This window comes from Streptomyces phaeolivaceus (assembly GCF_009184865.1).
Classification (GTDB): Bacteria; Actinomycetota; Actinomycetes; order Streptomycetales; family Streptomycetaceae; genus Streptomyces; species Streptomyces phaeolivaceus.
The window spans coordinates 6,197,009-6,213,782 of record NZ_CP045096.1; the positions used below are offsets into that span (position 1 = coordinate 6,197,009).

General features: G+C 72.3%; 13 protein-coding genes and 1 pseudogene. 10 read left to right on the plus strand and 4 right to left on the minus strand.

Annotation, left to right across the window (positions count from 1 at the left end; translation table 11 throughout):
* Positions 1 to 197: 197 nt before the first annotated feature.
* Positions 198 to 866, plus strand: a complete 669-nt coding sequence (locus F9278_RS28775; protein WP_152170914.1) for a hypothetical protein — start codon at positions 198 to 200, stop codon at positions 864 to 866.
* Between the two features lie 7 nt (positions 867 to 873).
* Complete coding sequence (locus tag F9278_RS28780) at positions 874 to 2,949, plus strand: peptidoglycan DD-metalloendopeptidase family protein (protein ID WP_152170915.1); 2,076 nt, start codon at positions 874 to 876, stop codon at positions 2,947 to 2,949.
* A 52-nt stretch (positions 2,950 to 3,001) separates the two neighbouring features.
* Here the strand turns inward: F9278_RS28780 and F9278_RS28785 are convergent, their stop codons facing one another.
* Entirely contained in the window at positions 3,002 to 3,904 is a 903-nt protein-coding gene (locus F9278_RS28785; protein ID WP_152170916.1) for a LysR family transcriptional regulator, read from the minus strand.
* Between the two features lie 189 nt (positions 3,905 to 4,093).
* On the opposite strand from F9278_RS28785, the gene F9278_RS28790 reads away from it, so the two are divergent.
* Complete coding sequence (locus F9278_RS28790) at positions 4,094 to 5,032, plus strand: family 2A encapsulin nanocompartment shell protein (RefSeq protein ID WP_152170917.1); 939 nt, start codon at positions 4,094 to 4,096, stop codon at positions 5,030 to 5,032.
* A gap of 202 nt (positions 5,033 to 5,234) precedes the next feature.
* On the plus strand, positions 5,235 to 6,818 hold the full coding sequence (locus F9278_RS28795) for a family 2A encapsulin nanocompartment cargo protein cysteine desulfurase (RefSeq protein WP_226967004.1): 1,584 nt from the start codon (positions 5,235 to 5,237) through the stop codon (positions 6,816 to 6,818).
* 125 nt (positions 6,819 to 6,943) lie between these two features.
* Here the strand turns inward: F9278_RS28795 and F9278_RS28800 are convergent, their stop codons facing one another.
* Positions 6,944 to 7,924 (minus strand): MBL fold metallo-hydrolase, encoded by a 981-nt coding sequence (locus F9278_RS28800; RefSeq protein ID WP_152170919.1) that lies wholly within the window; start codon positions 7,922 to 7,924, stop codon positions 6,944 to 6,946.
* A gap of 192 nt (positions 7,925 to 8,116) precedes the next feature.
* Positions 8,117 to 8,467, minus strand: a complete 351-nt coding sequence (locus F9278_RS28805; RefSeq protein ID WP_152170920.1) for a trypco2 family protein — start codon at positions 8,465 to 8,467, stop codon at positions 8,117 to 8,119.
* Positions 8,468 to 8,559: 92 nt separating this feature from the next.
* Between F9278_RS28805 and F9278_RS28810 the strand changes: the two genes are divergently transcribed.
* From F9278_RS28810 to F9278_RS28830, 5 genes are all read left to right on the plus strand, one after another.
* Positions 8,560 to 9,963, plus strand: coding sequence for a S1 family peptidase (locus tag F9278_RS28810; RefSeq protein WP_193241687.1), 1,404 nt, complete (start codon positions 8,560 to 8,562; stop codon positions 9,961 to 9,963).
* Positions 9,964 to 10,253: 290 nt separating this feature from the next.
* Entirely contained in the window at positions 10,254 to 12,347 is a 2,094-nt protein-coding gene (locus tag F9278_RS28815) for a tetratricopeptide repeat protein (RefSeq protein ID WP_264300220.1), read from the plus strand.
* Between the two features lie 154 nt (positions 12,348 to 12,501).
* Positions 12,502 to 13,962, plus strand: a complete 1,461-nt coding sequence (locus tag F9278_RS28820) for a hypothetical protein (protein ID WP_226967006.1) — start codon at positions 12,502 to 12,504, stop codon at positions 13,960 to 13,962.
* Positions 13,959 to 15,071 (plus strand): hypothetical protein, encoded by a 1,113-nt coding sequence (locus F9278_RS28825; RefSeq protein ID WP_226967007.1) that lies wholly within the window; start codon positions 13,959 to 13,961, stop codon positions 15,069 to 15,071. The genes F9278_RS28820 and F9278_RS28825 overlap by 4 nt, the downstream gene beginning before the upstream one ends.
* The gene (locus tag F9278_RS28830; RefSeq protein ID WP_152170922.1) at positions 15,068 to 16,366 is read left to right on the plus strand and encodes an extracellular solute-binding protein; all 1,299 of its coding nucleotides are present in this window, start codon (positions 15,068 to 15,070) and stop codon (positions 16,364 to 16,366) included. Before F9278_RS28825 ends, F9278_RS28830 begins: the two co-directional genes overlap by 4 nt.
* Before the next feature lie 7 nt (positions 16,367 to 16,373).
* On the opposite strand, the pseudogene F9278_RS28835 reads toward F9278_RS28830, so the two are convergent.
* Positions 16,374 to 16,586: pseudogene (locus F9278_RS28835) on the minus strand (response regulator transcription factor); the annotation flags it as partial.
* A gap of 35 nt (positions 16,587 to 16,621) precedes the next feature.
* Between F9278_RS28835 and F9278_RS28840 the strand changes: the two are divergent.
* Entirely contained in the window at positions 16,622 to 16,774 is a 153-nt protein-coding gene (locus F9278_RS28840; protein ID WP_193241688.1) for a hypothetical protein, read from the plus strand.

Below are 16,774 nucleotides of genomic sequence, written 5' to 3' on the forward strand. Positions count from 1 at the left end.
CCGGGCCCCGGGAGGGCTGCCGCGGCGAATCGGGGCGATCACGGGGCACGGGTGGAGGCGCCGCATTCCCTCTCCTCTCCCGCCCCTTTCCCGCCGAGGAAAACACCCGGCTCTTCTCGCGCGCCTCCCCCTACCGTGTCGGCGAGCACTCTGGCCATGCCGCCGCACGGCCCAGTACACGAAGGAGACACGGGAACGTGGAGCTGCCTGCGGACGACAAGCGCACCGGGCTTCTGGCCCTGGGGGTGCTCGGCATCCTCTTCGTCCTTGTGCTCGTGATGTTCACCGTCTTCGACGGGGACGACGAAGGCGGCGAGGAGGACGGTTCGGCAGCCGTGGCGACCGGGCAGGCCGACTCCGCCACGGGGGGCCAGAACTCCTCGGACACGGACGAACCGTCCGGCGGCGGACCCGCCCCGATCGTCACGGACGCCGAACTGTCCCGGGCCCACGCCGTGATGGCCCGGTACATGGCCGGGATCAACACGTACGACCACCGCAGCGACAGCCGTGTCTGGAGCGACCCGCTGCTCGAACTCACCACGGACGACACACGGATGAAGCAGGTGACCGCCCTGCCGACCGGCAAGGCGTGGGACACCTGCGTCGTCGAGAAGTGCTCCTCGAAGGGCGATGCCGAAGTCGTACGGGACGCGGTGATCTCCGCCGACGTGACACGGAACAGCGGCCGGAGCGTTTCCAGCCTGGTGAAGGTGACGGCCGAGGTCACGGCGACCGGCGACACCACCACCCAGACCAACCGCTGGCTGGTGAGCGTCGAGGAGAAGAGCGGCCAGTGGGTCGTGTCCGGGTTCGATGTCTTCGGCCTCGGGGACGTCGGCGCCTCCGACCAGGCCGGGGAGTGATGTAGCGATGGTGGCTCCCGCCGTACTGGCGGCCGCCGCGAAGGCGGCCAAGGCGGCCAAGACCGCGCAGAAGGCCAAGCAACTGCTGGACGGTCAGCGCGGCAAGAAGGGCAAGAAGAAGCCCAGCCGCAAGACCAAGGGCGCGGCGGTCGGCATCCTGCTGAGCGGCGGCGCGTGTTTCGTCGCCGCCATCATGGTCATGAACATGGTTGGCGGACTGGGGGCGGGGAGCAGCAACGCCTCCTGCGCCGACTACGCCGACAACGCGAACGCGGGCAACACGGGCGCCGCGGCGGCCACCAACCCGATCATGCCGGCCGGCAAGATGTACATGCCGAGCGAGACCGCGCGCAACGAGATACCCCCGAAGATGATCCTCGCGGCCATGCGTGCCGCGGCCAACTACGAGGGCCTCGACTGGACGATCATCGCCGGGCAGATGTACCAGGAGACCAAGTTCGGCCAGGACAAGTCCGCGGCGCCCGGCGGCAAGAACTCCGCCGGGTACATGGGCATCCTCCAGTTCGGCAACCCGGCCTGGCAGGACTACGGCGCCGACGGCAACGACGACGGCAGGAAGGACCTCTACAACATCGACGACGCCTCCTGGGCCGCCGCCAACTTCCTGCACGCCAAGAAGGTCGAGAGCGCCCCCTGGCAGGCCCTGCTGAGCTACTCGGGCTCCAACGCCTCCAACACGATCTACCCGCGCGTCGTCCTGACCCAGGCGGCCCGCTACCGCGGCGAGCTCACCGGTGACAAGGACCTGATCGAGCGCTGGTACGCGCATCTGAAGGAGACCGTCGAGAAGAACCCCGACTTCCCCACGCTGGGCCGGCAGTCGGACATTCCCGAGCCGGTGGGCAACGACGCGCAGGTGGGCAAGGCCCTCAGCATCGCCGCCTCGTCCCCCCGGGACTGGTCGACCCCGCCGCTGAACGGCACCGCCAACGCGGGCAGCGCCACCGATGCCGTGACCACCGCGATGAGCCCGATCGGGTACACGGTCGCCGCGGACGACACCACCGTCCTCGCCGCTCCCGAGGAGCGGCGCGACGGCTGGCAGTGGCCGATGAAGCAGGGCACGTACATAGCGGGGACGCCGTACCACAAGTCCGGCAGCATGTGGAGCCTCGGCTACCACACGGGACTCGACCTCGTGGCCCCCACCGGCACCCCGATCTACGCCCCGGCGGACGGCACCGTCGTTTCAGCCGGCCCCGGCGGCTCGTACGGCAACATGACGATGATCGAGCACAAGGACGGTGTGATCACGCTCTACGCGCACCAGGTCCGTATCGACGTGACGCGCGGCCAGAAGGTCAAGCGTGGCGACCGGATCGGCCTGGTCGGTGCGACAGGCAATGTCACCGGCCCGCACCTGCACTGGGAGGTCCGTGTACCGGGGGTGGACAACCCCTTCGTCGGCGGCCATGACTCGGGACCCGGCATGGTGGACCCCGAGGCCTGGGTGGAGGGCCGGCTCAGCGCCAACCCGGACTACGGGACGGTGCCCGGCTCCAACGAGCCGGCGAAGGACGCCCAGTACGCCGACTGCGCGGAGGAGAACGGCAGCGCGGCCGTCGCTCCCGACGGCGCGGGCGCCACCGGGGTGCTGCCCGACTCCGACGACCCCGTGATCCGGGCGGTGCTGGGCTGGGCCCAGCGCGGCCTCGGGACCCCGTACGTCTACGGCGCGCCGCGTCTGCAGGGCGAGAATCCCAAGAGCTTCGACTGCTCCAGCCTCACGCAGTGGGCGTACTACATGGCCAGCGACGGGAAGATCAACATCGGGAGCACGACGCGTGATCAGCAGCCCTATCTCAAGGCGTACGAGGTGCCGTTGTCGAAGGCGCAGCCCGGAGACGTGATCTTCTTCCGGCCCAATGGCGACGGGACGTCCGGACACGTGGGCCTGGTCTGGGACCCGAAGGGACACCAGATCATCCATGCGCCGCGTCCGGGCAAGACGGTGTCCTTCAGCAAGTGGGACTACCAGGACGAGATCACCGGCGTGTACCGCGTACCGATCCCCGAGGGCACCAACGTGGTCGAGGGAGACGGTCGCCGGGAGGCGGCCTGACGGGACCGGGCGGTCCAGGTCCCAAGGGGCGGGGGGCCTCTCCGCGTTCGGGTCAGAGGGGCCATTCCGGGGTGGTGTGGGTGGTGTGGAGGGCTTCCAGGAGTACCTGGGCGGGGCGGGAGGCGGGGGGTTTGCCGTGGACCGCGGCCACTACCTGTCTGCGCATGCCGGGGACGCGGGTGAGGGTGACGCCGGGGTGGCGGTTGGCGAGGAGGGTGAGGCCGGGGAGCAGGCTGACGCCGAGGCCGGCGGCCACGAGAGCTTGCACGGCGACGTAGTCGTCGGTCTCGAACTCGACGATCGGGGCGAAGCCCGACCGGCCGCAGGCCGCGATGAGGTGTTCGCGGCAGCGTTCGCAGCCCGCGATCCAGCGGGTCCCGGCGTACGTGGCCAGTTCCTCGCGGGGGCCGTCCCAGGTGCGGTCCACCGGGGTGACCACGTACAGCGGTTCGTCCAGGAGCGCGGTCATCGTGGTGTCGCGGCGGTCGCCCTGGGGCGGGTCGCCGTGTTCGAAGATCAGGGCCACGTCCACGTCGTTGTTGCGCAGGGCGCTCAGCGCGTCCGGCGGTTCGGCCTCGCGCAGGATGAGTTCGATACCGGGGTGCTCGGCGGCGATACGAGCGGCGGCCAGCGGCACCAGCGTGGCCAGCGCCGACGGGAACGCGGCCAGGCGGACCCGGCCGGTGCGCAGCCCGGCCAGCTCGTCCAGCTCCGCGTGCACCGATTCGACCTGCGCGAGGATCGACTCGGCGCGGTCCACCAGCAGTCGGCCGGCCTCGGTGAGCCGGATACCGCGCCCCATCCGCTGCAACAGCGGTACGCCGACCTCGGTTTCGAGCTTGGCGAGGTGATGGCTCACCGACGGCTGGGCGTAGTGCAGCGCCTCGGCCGCCGCCGTGATCGAACCTTCACGGGCAACGGCCACCAATACACGCAACCGACTCAAGTCGATCATTTGTGAATCATAGCCAGCTTCGATGACAGCCTCGAAAACACGCATTGGACCGCTACCGGGGCCGCTGGGAGTGTGAGTGGGAAAGTTCGTGCGAGTGAGAGATCTCGCGCCGCCCGCGTCGATGATCTCGGTCCCCTCCCATTCGTGATTCATACGTGCCTGTCCCCCGGGCGCGGAAGGAGACGTCGAATGACCACGGTTGTGCATCCACCGTCGCGACCGATGTCGGTGAGCGACAACGCGGCGCGGACCCTGGCGAACGCCACCAAGACCGTTCCGCAGATGGCCTCGATCACGCCTCGCTGGCTGGTGCATCTGCTCTCCTGGGTGCCCGTCGAGGCCGGTATCTACCGGGTGAACAAGGTCGTTCACCCCGAGTCCGTGCACATCGAGTGCGACAACTACGACGAGTCGCCGCTGCCCGACACCTTCGTCGACTACTCGCAGGAGCCTCGGGAGTACCGGCTCAAGGCGGTCCAGACCGTCCTGGACCTGCACACCCGGATCGCCGACCTGTACTCCAGCCCGCACGACCAGACCGCGCAGCAGCTGCGGCTCACCATCGAGGCGGTGAAGGAGCACCAGGAGGGTGAGCTGATCAACAGTCCGGAGTACGGGATGCTGAGCAGCGCGGTGCCCGCGCAGCGGATCTCCACGATGACGGGGCCGCCGACACCCGACGACCTGGACGCCCTCATCACCAAGGTGTGGAAGCAGCCCGCCTTCTTCCTCACCCACCCGGAAGGGATCGCCGCGTTCGGCCGGGAGTGCACCCGGCGCGGGGTTCCGCCGGCCACGGTGAGCATGTTCGGCTCGCAGTTCCTGACCTGGCGCGGTCTGCCGATCATTCCGTCGGACAAGGTGCCGCTGGAGAACGGGAAGACCAAGTTCCTGCTGCTGCGCACGGGCGAGTCGCGGCAGGGCGTGGTCGGACTGTTCCAGCCGGGGCTCGCCGGGGAGCAGGGGATGGGGCTGTCGGTGCGCTTCATGCAGATCGACCGCAGCGCCATCGCCTCCTATCTGGTCTCCCTGTACTGCTCGCTCGCGGTGCTCACCGAGGACGCGCTCGCCGTGCTCGACGACGTCGACGTGGACAAGTTCCATGACTACGCCCCCAGTTACAGGTAGCGACGCCGGTCCGGCGTGGCTGCCGGACGAGGAGACGTTGAATCGGCTCGCCGGGGAGTTCTTTCGCGCGCTTCCGGGACAGGGGGAGTCGGTCGCGGGTCCGCCCCGGGGCCTCGGCGGGGGGTCCGGTGGTACGCCGGCCGGGCCGCCTCCGACCAGTGCTCCGGCCGCGTACGCGGTGAGTGCGCCCGGAGTCGGCGGGGTGACCCCGACCTCGGAGTCGGCGAGCCTGCCGGTGACGCCGGAGCCGCCGGGCATGCCCGCGACGCCGGTACCTGCCTCCGCGCCGGCGGCCGTACCGGCGGCTGCACCGGCGGCCGTACCGACGGCCGTAGCGGCTCAGCCGGCCGGTTCCGGGCCGTACTACTTCCTCGACGAGGCGCCCGGGTATCCCGCCGCGGTGCCGGAGCTTCCCGGGTTCGGGTATCTGGGGCTGCCGCCCCTTCCGGGGGTCGAAGGGCCGACGGCGACGGCCTCGCCGTACTACTTCGTCGAGGAACCCGGCGTACCGGCCGCACCCGAGGCCTCCCCGGGGCTGCCGCTCGACCCGCGTCCGGCGTTCGACGCGCGCGCGGTCCGGCGGGACTTCCCGATTCTGTCGGAGCTGGTCAACGGGCGTCCGCTGATCTGGCTGGACAACGCGGCGACCACGCAGAAGCCGCGGGCGGTGATCGACCGGCTGGTCGAGTTCTACTCGCGGGAGAACTCCAACATCCACCGGGCGGCGCACGAGTTGGCCGCGCGGGCGACGGACGCGTACGAGGGTGCCAGGAGGACCGTCGCCCGGTTCGTGGGGGCGGGCTCCGCCGAGGAGATCGTGTTCGTCCGGGGGACCACCGAGGCGATCAACCTGGTGGCCAAGGCATGGGGGCCGCGGAACATCGGTGCGGGCGACGAGATCGTCCTCTCGCATCTGGAGCACCACGCCAACATCGTGCCCTGGCAGATGCTGGCGGAGCAGACCGGTGCGGTGATCAAGGTGATCCCGGTCGACGACGACGGGGAGTTGCTGCTCGACAGATACACCTCGCTGCTGTCCGACCGGACCAAGCTGGTCGCGGTCACCCAGATGTCCAACGCGCTCGGCACCGTCGTACCGGTCGAGAAGGTCATCGAGATCGGGCACCGGGCCGGGGCGCGTGTCCTGGTCGACGCGGCGCAGTCGGTGCCGCATCTGCCGGTCGACGTCCGGGCGTTGGACGCGGACTTCCTGGTCTTCTCCGGGCACAAGCTGTTCGGGCCCACCGGGATCGGGGTGCTCTACGGCAAGCGGGAGGTGCTGGAGGACATGCCTCCGTGGGAGGGCGGCGGCAACATGATCACCGACGTCACCTTCGAGAAGTCCAGCTATCAGCCGCCGCCGGGGCGTTTCGAGGCCGGCACCGGGAACATCGCCGACGCGGTGGGGCTGGCCGCGGCCATCGACTACGTCGAGCGCATCGGCCTGCCGAACATCGGTGCGTACGAGCACACGCTCGTCGAGCACGCCACGGAAGGGCTGCGCGGGGTGCCGGGGCTGCGGCTCGTCGGCACGGCTCCGCACAAGGCGAGCATCGTGTCGTTCGTGCTGGACGGCCATGAGCCGAGCGAGGTGGGCACCGCGCTCAACGAGGAGGGGATCGCGGTGCGTTCGGGCCACCACTGTGCGCAGCCGATCCTGCGGCGGTACGGGCTGGAGGCGACCGTTCGGCCGTCGTTCGCCTTCTACAACACGCATGAGGAGGTGGACGCGCTGGTCGCGGCGGTCCACCGGCTCGCGGACGGCCGGGGGCGGCGCCGCCGCTAGCCGAGGTCCGCGGTCCGGAGGTCTGTGGCTCGTGGCCTGCGGTCTGCGGTCTGCGGTCTGCGGGAAGGGGATTGGCCGGTACGTCGGAGATCTCGGGCGGGTCTCCGTCGTACCGGCCAATCCCTTTACTGGTGTTGCTCGGGCAGGTGGCTGTCGGGGTGGGCCCACAGGACGACGTTGTCCAGGTGTTCGACCGCTCCGCTCGCCAACTCGTGCCGGAAGAAGTCGATGACGTCCCGGTCGGAGTGGCGCAGGCTGAAGTGGGTCAGGACGAACAGGGTCTCCGGATGGGCCGCGACGATCGGGCGGAGTTCGCTCCATACCGTGTGGCCGACCTGCCGTGCGCGGGGGAGTCGGGCGTCGTCGAGGTAGGTGCACTCGGTGATGATGACCGGGTGGTCGAACAGCCATGGGTTCCGTGTGAACACGTCGGGGTGGGTGTCGCCCAGGAAGGCGAAGGCGGGGCGGTGGATCTCCTGGTCGACCGTGCCGGGGCCGTCCTTGCGCCGCTCGGCGATGATCCGGCCGAACTCACCGGCCCGGCCGGCCGCGACCATCGATGCCTTCAGTTCTTCGTACTCCGGCTTCAGGACCGTCTTCTTCTCCGCGAAGCAGTAGCCCACGCACGGCACCTTGTGGAGGCACTCGACGACTCGGACCGCGTACTCGCCCCGGCGGCCCACGGAGAATTCCGCCCCCGCGCGTACGCCGTGCAGACGGCAGTCCGGGGAGAGGGTCGGGTCGAACCCCGCGCCGTGGTTCAGTTCGCTCGTGGCCCGCAGATAGGCCTCGGCGTACGGTCGCGCGTCGGCCGGTAGGTAGATGTCCACTCCCGCGTCCCTGGCGGCCAGATGGTCGAGGTCCTTGGAGTGGTCGAGGTGGGTGTGGGTCAGGAGCACCGATTCCGGCTGCCGTCCCTCGGGCAGGCCGGCGTCGAGGGCGCATCGCAGTTCGGGGATGTGGAAGAAGGTCTTGTCGTTCGCGCGGGAGTAACCGGTCAGGGTCAGGCCGGTCCCGGGTATCCGCCAGGTCTTCCACTGGCGGAACGGGTGGCCCTTGTCGAGCCGTTGGGGGTGATCGACGCGCTGCTCAGGGGGGTGGGTCATGCCGGTTCGCTCCCTGGCGTCGTCGTCACGGCCGCGCTGACGCACCCGTTGTCGGTGGGGATCACCCGTATCCGGTGGGGGATCGCGGCTGATCGTACGGGGCCCCACCGGACCGGTCGCGGAAATTTCCGGGCGAGGTGTCGGGCGAGGCGGTCCCGGTCCCGGTGTCGGTCGAGGTGGTGCCGGTCCCCCTCAACGCGCTGTGCGGTCGTCGGGTCGGGGTGGGGGTGGCGGCGTGGGGGCGGGGGTTTCGCGGCTCACCTCGTGGTGGTGGCCGGTCGGGCCCGGGAGGGGTTTGAGGTCTACCTGGATGCGGTGGGTGGAGTCGTGGCTCACCGAGCCGCCCAGGCGTGCCTCGACCACGCCCAGGCGGAGGCCCGCTCCGGCCTCGCCGGTGCGGTGGAACTGGACCGCGAACTCCAGGCTGACCTGCTCCACGGTGAAACGCCAGTCGCTCGCGGCGCCCTCGGCCTGCGCTCGGGCCAGTTCCGCCCGGACCGTGGCGATGGCCTCCGCGAGACCCACCGGTTCGGTATCGCCCATGTCAACACCTCTTCGGATCGAGTGGATCGGCCGAGTCGAGTTGGTTCACGAGTCTAGGGACCCACCATGCCCCGCGCGTAGTGTGAGGTGGCATGGGGGAATTGCGTGCGGACTGGAGGCTCCGGCTGAGACGCGGGGGCGCGCGGGGACCCGTCTGCGGTGCCGGGGTGCTCGTCGATCAGGACACGGCACTGACCTGTGCGCATGTGGTGCGCGTCCCGGACGCCGTGATGTGGGTGGAGTTCGCCGAGAACAGTGAGATCGAGGCGGTCTCCGCGCGCGTTCCGCCCGGCGGATGGCTCGTCGAGGGCCATGGCGAGGGCGAGGGTGGTGAGGACGTCGCCGTGCTGCGGCTCGACAGTCCTCGGCCCCAGGCGCGTCCCGCCCGGCTGGAGACCGCGCTGTGGGGCGGGATGGAGGTGTCCGCCACCGGGTACGCGGAGGGCTTCGACGACGGGATGAGCCTGTGGGGGCGGATCGGCGGGGTCAGCGGTGAGCGGGTGCAGCTCGACGCCGTCACCAAGGCCGAGGTGGTGCGCCGGGGGTTCAGCGGGGCCGCCGTGTGCACCCGGCCGGGGGAGGGGCGGCCCGCCCGGGTGGTCGGGCTCGTCGTCAGCTGGCGCGGTGACATGGGTGAACTGCTGCCCGAGAACAACCGGCTGGCCTTCTCCTATCTGATTCCCGTCGCGCGGATCGCCGAACTCTCGCCGGTGGTTGAGGAGTTGAGCGGGCCGGATGCCTGGGACCATGGATTCGAGGAGCGGTTGAGCCGGTGGTTCGGGGATCCTGACGAGGAGCCGGTGAAGATCACCGTGGTGCCGCCCGGGAGCGGGAAGCGCCGCTCCCTGCGGCATCTGCTGCATCGCGCCGACCTCGTCTACCGGGGCGGCGGCTCCAGCAGACCGGACCTCGCCGACCACGCCCTGGGGCATATCGCGTTCCCGCCGGGTCGGTATCTGGCGTACTGGGACTGGCTGCTCGGCACCGGGCCCCGGCCCGATCGGACGCCCGGCCGGCCCGAACTGACGCCCGGCCCCCCGCCCGCCTCCGCCGCCGACCACATCCCCTTCGCGGCCCCCGTCTCCGGCCGCGGCGTCACGGTCGTCGTCGACGGTCTCGACGAAGAGCCCGAGCCCGGCCCGCTGATCGAACTCCTCGCCCGATTGAGGTCGTTCGGCTTCCGGGCGCTGCTGGTCTTCCGGCACGAGGGCGGTACGGGCTGGACCGCCGCCCGGGACGTACTCCTCGGGCCCGCCCTCCTCGCCCACGCCGACGCGCTGCTGGTACGGCTGGAGCGGGCGGAGTTCAGCCGCGCGGTGCGGCACGGTGTCGTCGACAGCGCCTCCCTCGGCTCGCTGACCGAGACCGCCGACCGGCGCAGGAGCGAGCGCCGACGCATCGACGAGACCATCGATCCGCAGCAACGGCTCGCCCGTTCACGTGAGTTGATCAGAACCCTGCGCGCCGACCTGCGGCGCTCCGGGGACCGGGGATGAACTCCACCGCCGGGCGCCACGGGCAGGGGCACGCGGACCGGCAGCGGGTGGAGGGCGGGCGGGCGGCCGTCTGTCCGCATCGGCGGTTCAGCGGTGCCCCCTGCGGTGGTGTCCTGCTGCCCACCGGTCACTGTGCCGAGTGCGGTCGCGCGGAGGACGGGCCCCGGTTGCCCGCGCTGCCCCGGGAGGCCCGTGAGTTCGGTCCCGCCGTGCTGCTCGCGCTGCCCGAGCGGGCGCCGCGTCCCGCGCAGGAGCGGCTCATCCACCCCGAGGCCCCGCTGCGCGTCCGCATGGTCTGCTCGTCCCCGGACTGCGGGATCACCTTCGCGCCGCCGTACACCGTGGGGCCGGTGCCGGTCGAGGGGTACTGTCCGGCCTGCGGCGAGCCGTACTCGTACCGGCCCGAACTCGCCGAGGGCGATGTGCTGCGCGACCAGTACCGGATCATGGGGCCCATCGCGCACGGCGGGCAGGGCTGGGTCTATCTCGCCGAGGACACGCATCTCGGTGACGTGGTCGCCGTCAAGGGCATGCTCAACCGCTACGAGCGGGACGGGGCCCGGCTCGCCGACGTCGAGCGCCGCAACCTCGTCGCCATCCGCCACCCCCGTATCGTCCAGATCCGCGACTTCGTCGCCCGGCGCGACGGAAACGGGCAGGTCACCGGCGGCTACATCGTCATGGACGACGTCGGTGACGGCACCCTCGAGAAGGTCGTCAAGGAGACCCGGCGCGGGGAGTCCGTCCTCGACATCGAGCACGTGGCCGCGTACGGCTGCCAGATCCTCGAAGCGCTCGTCCATCTGCACGCGGGCGGCGAGAAGGGCTTCGTGTACGGGGACATGAAGCCCTCGAACGTCGTGCACCACGGGGACGGCGTCAAGGTCATCGATCTCGGCGGGATGCGGGAGCGGGGCCAGAGCCGGCCGCCCGCCCATGTCACGCCCGACTACATGGCGCCCGAGACGGCGTCCGCCGCCATGCCCACCACCGCCCACGACCTCCACACGGTCGGTGTCACCCTGCGGGAACTCGCCGGCTGGGCCGTCGACGAGGTCCCCGGCCTCGGCACCGCCTCCTTCCGGGGCGTCGTCGACCGGGCCACGCGCGGCGATCCCGGTCTGCGGTTCGCCGACGCCCGCGAGATGGCGGGCCAACTGCGCGGCGCGCTGCGGGAGATCCGCGCCCTGCGCGGCAAGAGCGACCCGCCCGAACCCTCCGACTACTTCTGGCCGTCCCCGCAACTGCTCGGCGCCCGGCTCGGCACGGTCCCCGGCATCGAGCACTGGCTCGACCGCCCGCGCCGCGACCGCTACGACCCGCCCCTCGCCCCCGCCCTCGACCTCGGCGCCCCCACCCTCACCGAGATAGCCCGTCGGCTGCCGGTGCCCCGGCGCTACCCGGGCGATCCGCAGACCGCCCGGTTCGAGGTCAGCAGCGGTTACGACCCGGACCGGCTCCTCGACCAGGAGGACGGCAGACCGCCCTCGGTGGAGATCCGGCTGCACAACGTACGGGTCCTGCTGGGACGGGACACCCGGGACATCCGGGACGACCTGGAGCGGGCGCAGGAGGAACTCGACACCGCCGACTCCATCCCCGGGCCCTCCGCCGTGCGCCGATGGCGGCTGGAGTGGCATCGCGCGCTGGTCGCGCTGCGCCGGGCCGACCTGGACGACGACCCCCGGCGGGTCGCCGAGGCCAGGGGCCACTTCGCCCGGGTCCGCCTCGAACTGCCCGGTGAGTACGCGCCCAAGCTGGCCCTCGCCTACTGCGGGGAGCGGCTCGGCGACGACAGTGCCGGGCCCACCGCGAAGGAGCTGTACGAGGCCGTGTTCGCCCGCAACCCCGCGCATGGCGGCGCCGCCCTCGGGCTCGCACGGCTCGCGCTCCGCGCGGGCGACCGGCGCGCCGCGCTCGACGTCCTCGGCCGGGTGCGCCCCGGCACCCTGGACCACACCGTCACCCGTATCGCCTCCCTGCGCATCCGCGCGGCCCGGCTGCCCCGGAACGGCGATCCGCTGCCCGAGCCCGCCGAGGTCGACGCGGCCCTCGCCGAACTGCGCGGCCTCGTCCGCCGGGAGCCGGGGGCGGGTGGGCCGAGCCTGTCGGAGGACGAGGCGCTGCGCCTCGGTACCGAGCTGCACGAATGGAAGCTCGACGCGCTGTACAGCCGCGACGACCGGCCCGGCCCCCGGGGCGGGGGCGGTGCCGGGCGGCTCGATGTCCGTGCGCTGCGTGGCCTCGGTGCGCAGGAGCGGCGGCTGCGTGCCCGTATCGAGTCCTACTACCGGCAACTGGCCGCCCGGCACGGGGAGTCGGCCGCCGCGCATGAGCATCTCGTGGATCTTTCGCTGGCGGTGCGTCCGCAGACGGTGGTGTGAGGGGGGGAGTGCGGATGGGAGTGCGGATGGGAGTGGGTGGGGGTCGGGTGCGGGTTCGGTGGGGCTTCTCGCGCCCACGCGGCGGAGCCGCATATCGGTACAGCCCCGCGCCCCTTGAGGGCCTGCGGCCCTCTCAGCCGACGCGGGAGGAACCGTGACCGACGACATGAGCGGGCATGACGGTGGGCAGCTCGGTGCGGACGGGGGTGGGCGTGTCGGTAGCCGGGCGCGCGGTCGGGGCCGGGCGGTGCTGCCCGAGATTCGGTTGCGGGTCGATCTCGGGGGTGATCTGCGGCCGCATCGCAGTGCGAAGATCGAGGCGCATCTGCGGGTGGACGTCACCGCCGGGGGCGCGCCCGCCGAGCTGCCCGCGATCGAACTCGCGGTGATCATCGCGGTCGATGTGGCGGAGCCCCTGCGGGCGGCCGTCCGGCACGCGCTGCCGGCCGCGTTGCGGGCGCTGCCCGACGGCATCTCCTTCACCGTGCTCGGCGCCGGGCCCGAGCCCGTCCGCTGCCATCCGGGGGACGACGCCGAGTGGGCCGTCGCCGACGGGCGCGAGAAGCGGCGGGCCGCCTTCGCCGCCGGGGCGCTCCCGCTGCACCGGGACGGTCCGCGCCCCGCCGGATACGCCGTCTGGGCCGCCGGAGCGCGCGCCCTGCTCGCCGCGCGCCCGTTGTCCGTACGGCATCTGCTGCTGATCACCGACGGCAGCAGCGCGCCCGGCGAGACCCGGCTCGACGAGGAACTCGACCTCTGCGCCGGGCACTTCACCTGCGATGTGCTCGCCGTGGGCGCGGACTGGACCCCGGAGCCGCTGCTGACGCTCGCGGAACGGCTGCACGGCACCGCCGAGTTCGTGGACGACGGCCTCGGCGCCGCGATCACCGCCGCGATCCGGCGGCTGCGCCGCGTGCACGCCCCGCAGCTGCCGATCGAGGTGACCGTCCGGCCCTCGGTGCGGCAGGTCGCGCTGAACGAGAAGGCGCCCCGGCCGCACCGGCTCGGCGGGCTGCCCCAGCCGGGCCGGCCGCACCGCTGGAGCTTTCCGACGTACCAGTGGGAGGAGGGCGGGCGCGACTATCTGCTCACGCTCGTCGCCGACGCCGACCACGATCCGCTGGAGACGTATCTGCAGTTCGCCATGGTCTCCGTCGGCGATGTCCACGCGGCCGTCACCGCCCGCTGGCACCGCCCCGAGCTGCCGCCGCCCGACCTGCCGGCGGGCGCCGCCAGCGTGCGCGACCAGAAGTCCACCACCGTGATGCGGGAGGCCCTGCGCCGGGGGCTCGTGGCGCTCGGGGAGGAGCGACGGGACGCCGCCCAGGGGCACTTGGGGCGCGCCGCGCGCCTGGCGGACCGGTTCGGCACGGACTGGGTGCTGGACGAGATCCGCGCGGTCGCCGACATCGAGGACGCGCCCGCGGGGCGGGTCCGGCTGCGGTCCGCCGTCGCCGCCGACACGCTCGGGCCGATGATCCTGCGGGCCGGCTCCCGGCCCGTGCCCCTGACCGACACCGGCGGTCCGCGACCGGGCCCGCGCTGCGTCCGCTGCGCCACCCCGGCCGGGGGCGAGGCGCGCTACTGCATCGCCTGCGGGGAGAAGCTGCTGTGACGGCCCCACGTCCGGCCCCACGTCCGGCCCCACGCGAGGCCCCACGTGCGACGTCACGCCGCCGACTCCCGCGCTCCCCCGGGCGTGGGCGTGGGCTCGGGCTCGCGCGCTCCCTCGGTCTCGGCGCGTTCTGGCGGGCGCGGCTGAGCGGGTGGCGGACCCGGCGGCTGCTGGAGGCGCATCTGCTGATCCTGACGGTGTGCGCGCTCGTGGCGGCCGGCGCCCTGTTCGTGTCGTGCCGGCAGATCCAGGGCGGCGCCGGGGCGCTCGCCGACGAGGAGGCCCCGGCCGTGCAGGGGCTCGCCGCCACCCGGCTCGCGGTGCTGCGCGCCGACCACGAGGCCCGTGTCCTCGGCAAGTTGGAGCTGGTCGACGTGGCGGGCTCCGGCGAGACCTACCGGGCCCAGCTCTCCGCGGCCGACCAGGGGCTGTCCAGGATCGCGGACCGTACGGACCAGGACCTCGGCACCGTCAACGGGCTGCTCGCCACCTACAGCAACTCCCTCAACCTCGGCACGGCGATGTACCGGGACCAGCCCCTCATGCGGAAGCAGAAGCTCGCCGAGGCGCGCTCGCTGCTCGTCCGGCCGGGTGTGGGACTGGTGCCCCGGCTGCACGACATGCAGCGGGTCCAGCTGAGGCACGCCGAGGCCACCGCCACCGAGGGGTGGTTGCAGCGGAGCGGCTGGTGGCTCGCGGAACTCGCCCTGGCCGCGCTGGCGTTGACCCTGCTCTCCGCGCTGTTCGTGCTGCGCGACCGCTGTGGCCGCGACTGGAACCCGTATCTGCTCGCGGCCTTCGCCCTGACCGTGCTGCTCGCCGTCGTCCCGCTGCTGACGATGGCGTCGGCGCAGGACGACCTGGACAGGGTGGTCGCGGATCTGGGGGAGATCACCGAGGCGTCCCGGCAGCGCTGCTGCGACGAGGGGCTGGCCGCCGCGCAGCAGAGCGTCACGGAGCGGTCCGAGGACGTGCGGCGCGTCCTGGCCGACGACACCTGGACCGACCGGGTCTACCAGGGCACCCTGACCGGCGGCCTGCTGATCGTCGTCCTGCCCGCGCTGGGGCTCGGCCTCCGGCTCGACAGCGACTACTGGAGGCGGCGATGACCCGGCGGTTCAAGGTGCTGGTGCTGCTGGTGGCGTTGGTGCTGGTCTCGGCCGGCAGCATGGTGGCGGTCTGGTCGGAGCGGGACGACGCGCCGGTGACCATTCTCGGGCCGTGGACCGACGAGCAGGGCGAGCAGTTCGAGGAGGTGCTGCGGGGCTTCGGCATCCCCTTCGAGTACCAGGGCACCGCGGCCCAGCGCGAGGTGCTGCTGTCCAAGGTGCAGTCGGGGGAACCCCCGGACATCGCGATCATGCCGGGCGTCGGCGAACTCGCCGAGTACGCCGGCCAGAACCGCCTCAAGCCGCTCAACGACCTCTACGCGCGGGAGGAGTACGGCGCCCCCTGGAACCCGGTGAGCGAGTCCTCCGAGGACGCGGACGGGAACGCCGACGGGAACGCCGACGGGAATGCCGACGAGGACGCGTACTGGGTCCCGGTCAAGGCGGACCTGAAAAGCATCGTCTGGTATCGCGAGGGCGAGCGCCCGGCGAACTCGCCTGCCCCGTTGGAGAGTTGGTGCATCGGGATGGGGGACGACGGCGCCTCCGGCTGGCCCGGCAGCGACTGGATCGAGGACCTCGTCCTGCAGCGGGAGGGCCCGGACGTCTACGAGGGGTGGGCACGCGGCGACGCCGAGGTGCCCTGGACCGGCGACTCCGTGCGCGGCGCCTGGGAGGCGTGGGCCGGGCTGCTCAGGCAGGACCGGAAGTCGGCCCGGCGCGCCCTGCTCACCGACCACCGCGGCGAACCCGACGGACACGGCCTCCTCTTCGACGCGCCGGACGGCTGCGCCCTGGAACACCAGGGTTCCTTCGCCCGCTCCTTCTACGGCACACAACGGCGGCAGGCGGGCCTGATGGACTCCGCCCCGCTGCTGCCGGGCGGCGGCTACCGGGTCCGGGCCCACGAGGTGACCGGCGACTTCGCCGCGCTGTTCGGCGACCGCCCCCGGGCCCGCGACCTCATCGAACGGCTGGCCTCCAGGGCGGGCCAGCAGAAGTGGGCCGACGCGGCGGACGTCTTCTCGGCGAACCGCCGGGTACGACCGGGGGACAGCCCCCTCGAACAGGAGATCGCCCGACGACTCACCGGCACGGGGCGCCGCTGCCTCGACGCCTCCGACGTCATGCCCCCCGCCGTCCGCGACGCCTTCTACGAGGCCGTCCTCCTCACCATCGCCCGCGCGGCGGCCGGGGAGGACCTCGACGTGGCGGCACTGCTGACGGACGTACAGAACGTGGCCGCGGCACAGCCGGACCGGGGGCCGGCCTTGCGGACGGTGTGCAGCGCGTAGGCGGGGACTACTTCTCCGGTGCCGGTGCCGGTGCCGGTGCCGGTGTCGGTGCCGGGGGCCCGGCCGGGGTCCCCGGGATGATCAGGCCCGTCTCGTAGGCGACCACGACGGCCTGGGCAAGGTCGCGGAGGCGGAGTTTGGCGAGGATGCGGGCGACATGGGTCTTGACCGTGGCCTCGCTGAGGCGGAAGTGGGCGGCCAGTTCGGTGTTGCTCAGGCCGGGGTCACGGGTGCGACGACCGTCGTGGGCTCGGCATGACCCTCCCGACCACCGACCTCGCCGTGTACGACGTCCCCGTACTCACCGCCCTCACCCTCGGCGGCCTCCTCATCGCGACCACGGGCGCCCTCCTCCCCGCCCTCTGGGCGGCCCGCACGACCACGACGACGGCCCTGAGGACGGAGTAG

Bases quoted from the DNA above. Each gene is read 5' to 3' on its own strand.
- F9278_RS28780 (WP_152170915.1), top strand. From the start codon at position 874: ATGGTGGCTCCCGCCGTACTGGCGGCCGCCGCGAAGGCGGCCAAGGCG.
- F9278_RS28785 (WP_152170916.1), bottom strand. From the start codon at position 3,904: ATGATCGACTTGAGTCGGTTGCGTGTATTGGTGGCCGTTGCCCGTGAA.
- F9278_RS28790 (WP_152170917.1), top strand. From the start codon at position 4,094: ATGACCACGGTTGTGCATCCACCGTCGCGACCGATGTCGGTGAGCGAC.
- F9278_RS28800 (WP_152170919.1), bottom strand. From the start codon at position 7,924: ATGACCCACCCCCCTGAGCAGCGCGTCGATCACCCCCAACGGCTCGAC.
- F9278_RS28805 (WP_152170920.1), bottom strand. From the start codon at position 8,467: ATGGGCGATACCGAACCGGTGGGTCTCGCGGAGGCCATCGCCACGGTC.
- F9278_RS28810 (WP_193241687.1), top strand. From the start codon at position 8,560: ATGGGGGAATTGCGTGCGGACTGGAGGCTCCGGCTGAGACGCGGGGGC.
- F9278_RS28815 (WP_264300220.1), top strand. From the start codon at position 10,254: ATGGTCTGCTCGTCCCCGGACTGCGGGATCACCTTCGCGCCGCCGTAC.
- F9278_RS28830 (WP_152170922.1), top strand. From the start codon at position 15,068: ATGACCCGGCGGTTCAAGGTGCTGGTGCTGCTGGTGGCGTTGGTGCTG.
- F9278_RS28840 (WP_193241688.1), top strand. From the start codon at position 16,622: ATGACCCTCCCGACCACCGACCTCGCCGTGTACGACGTCCCCGTACTC.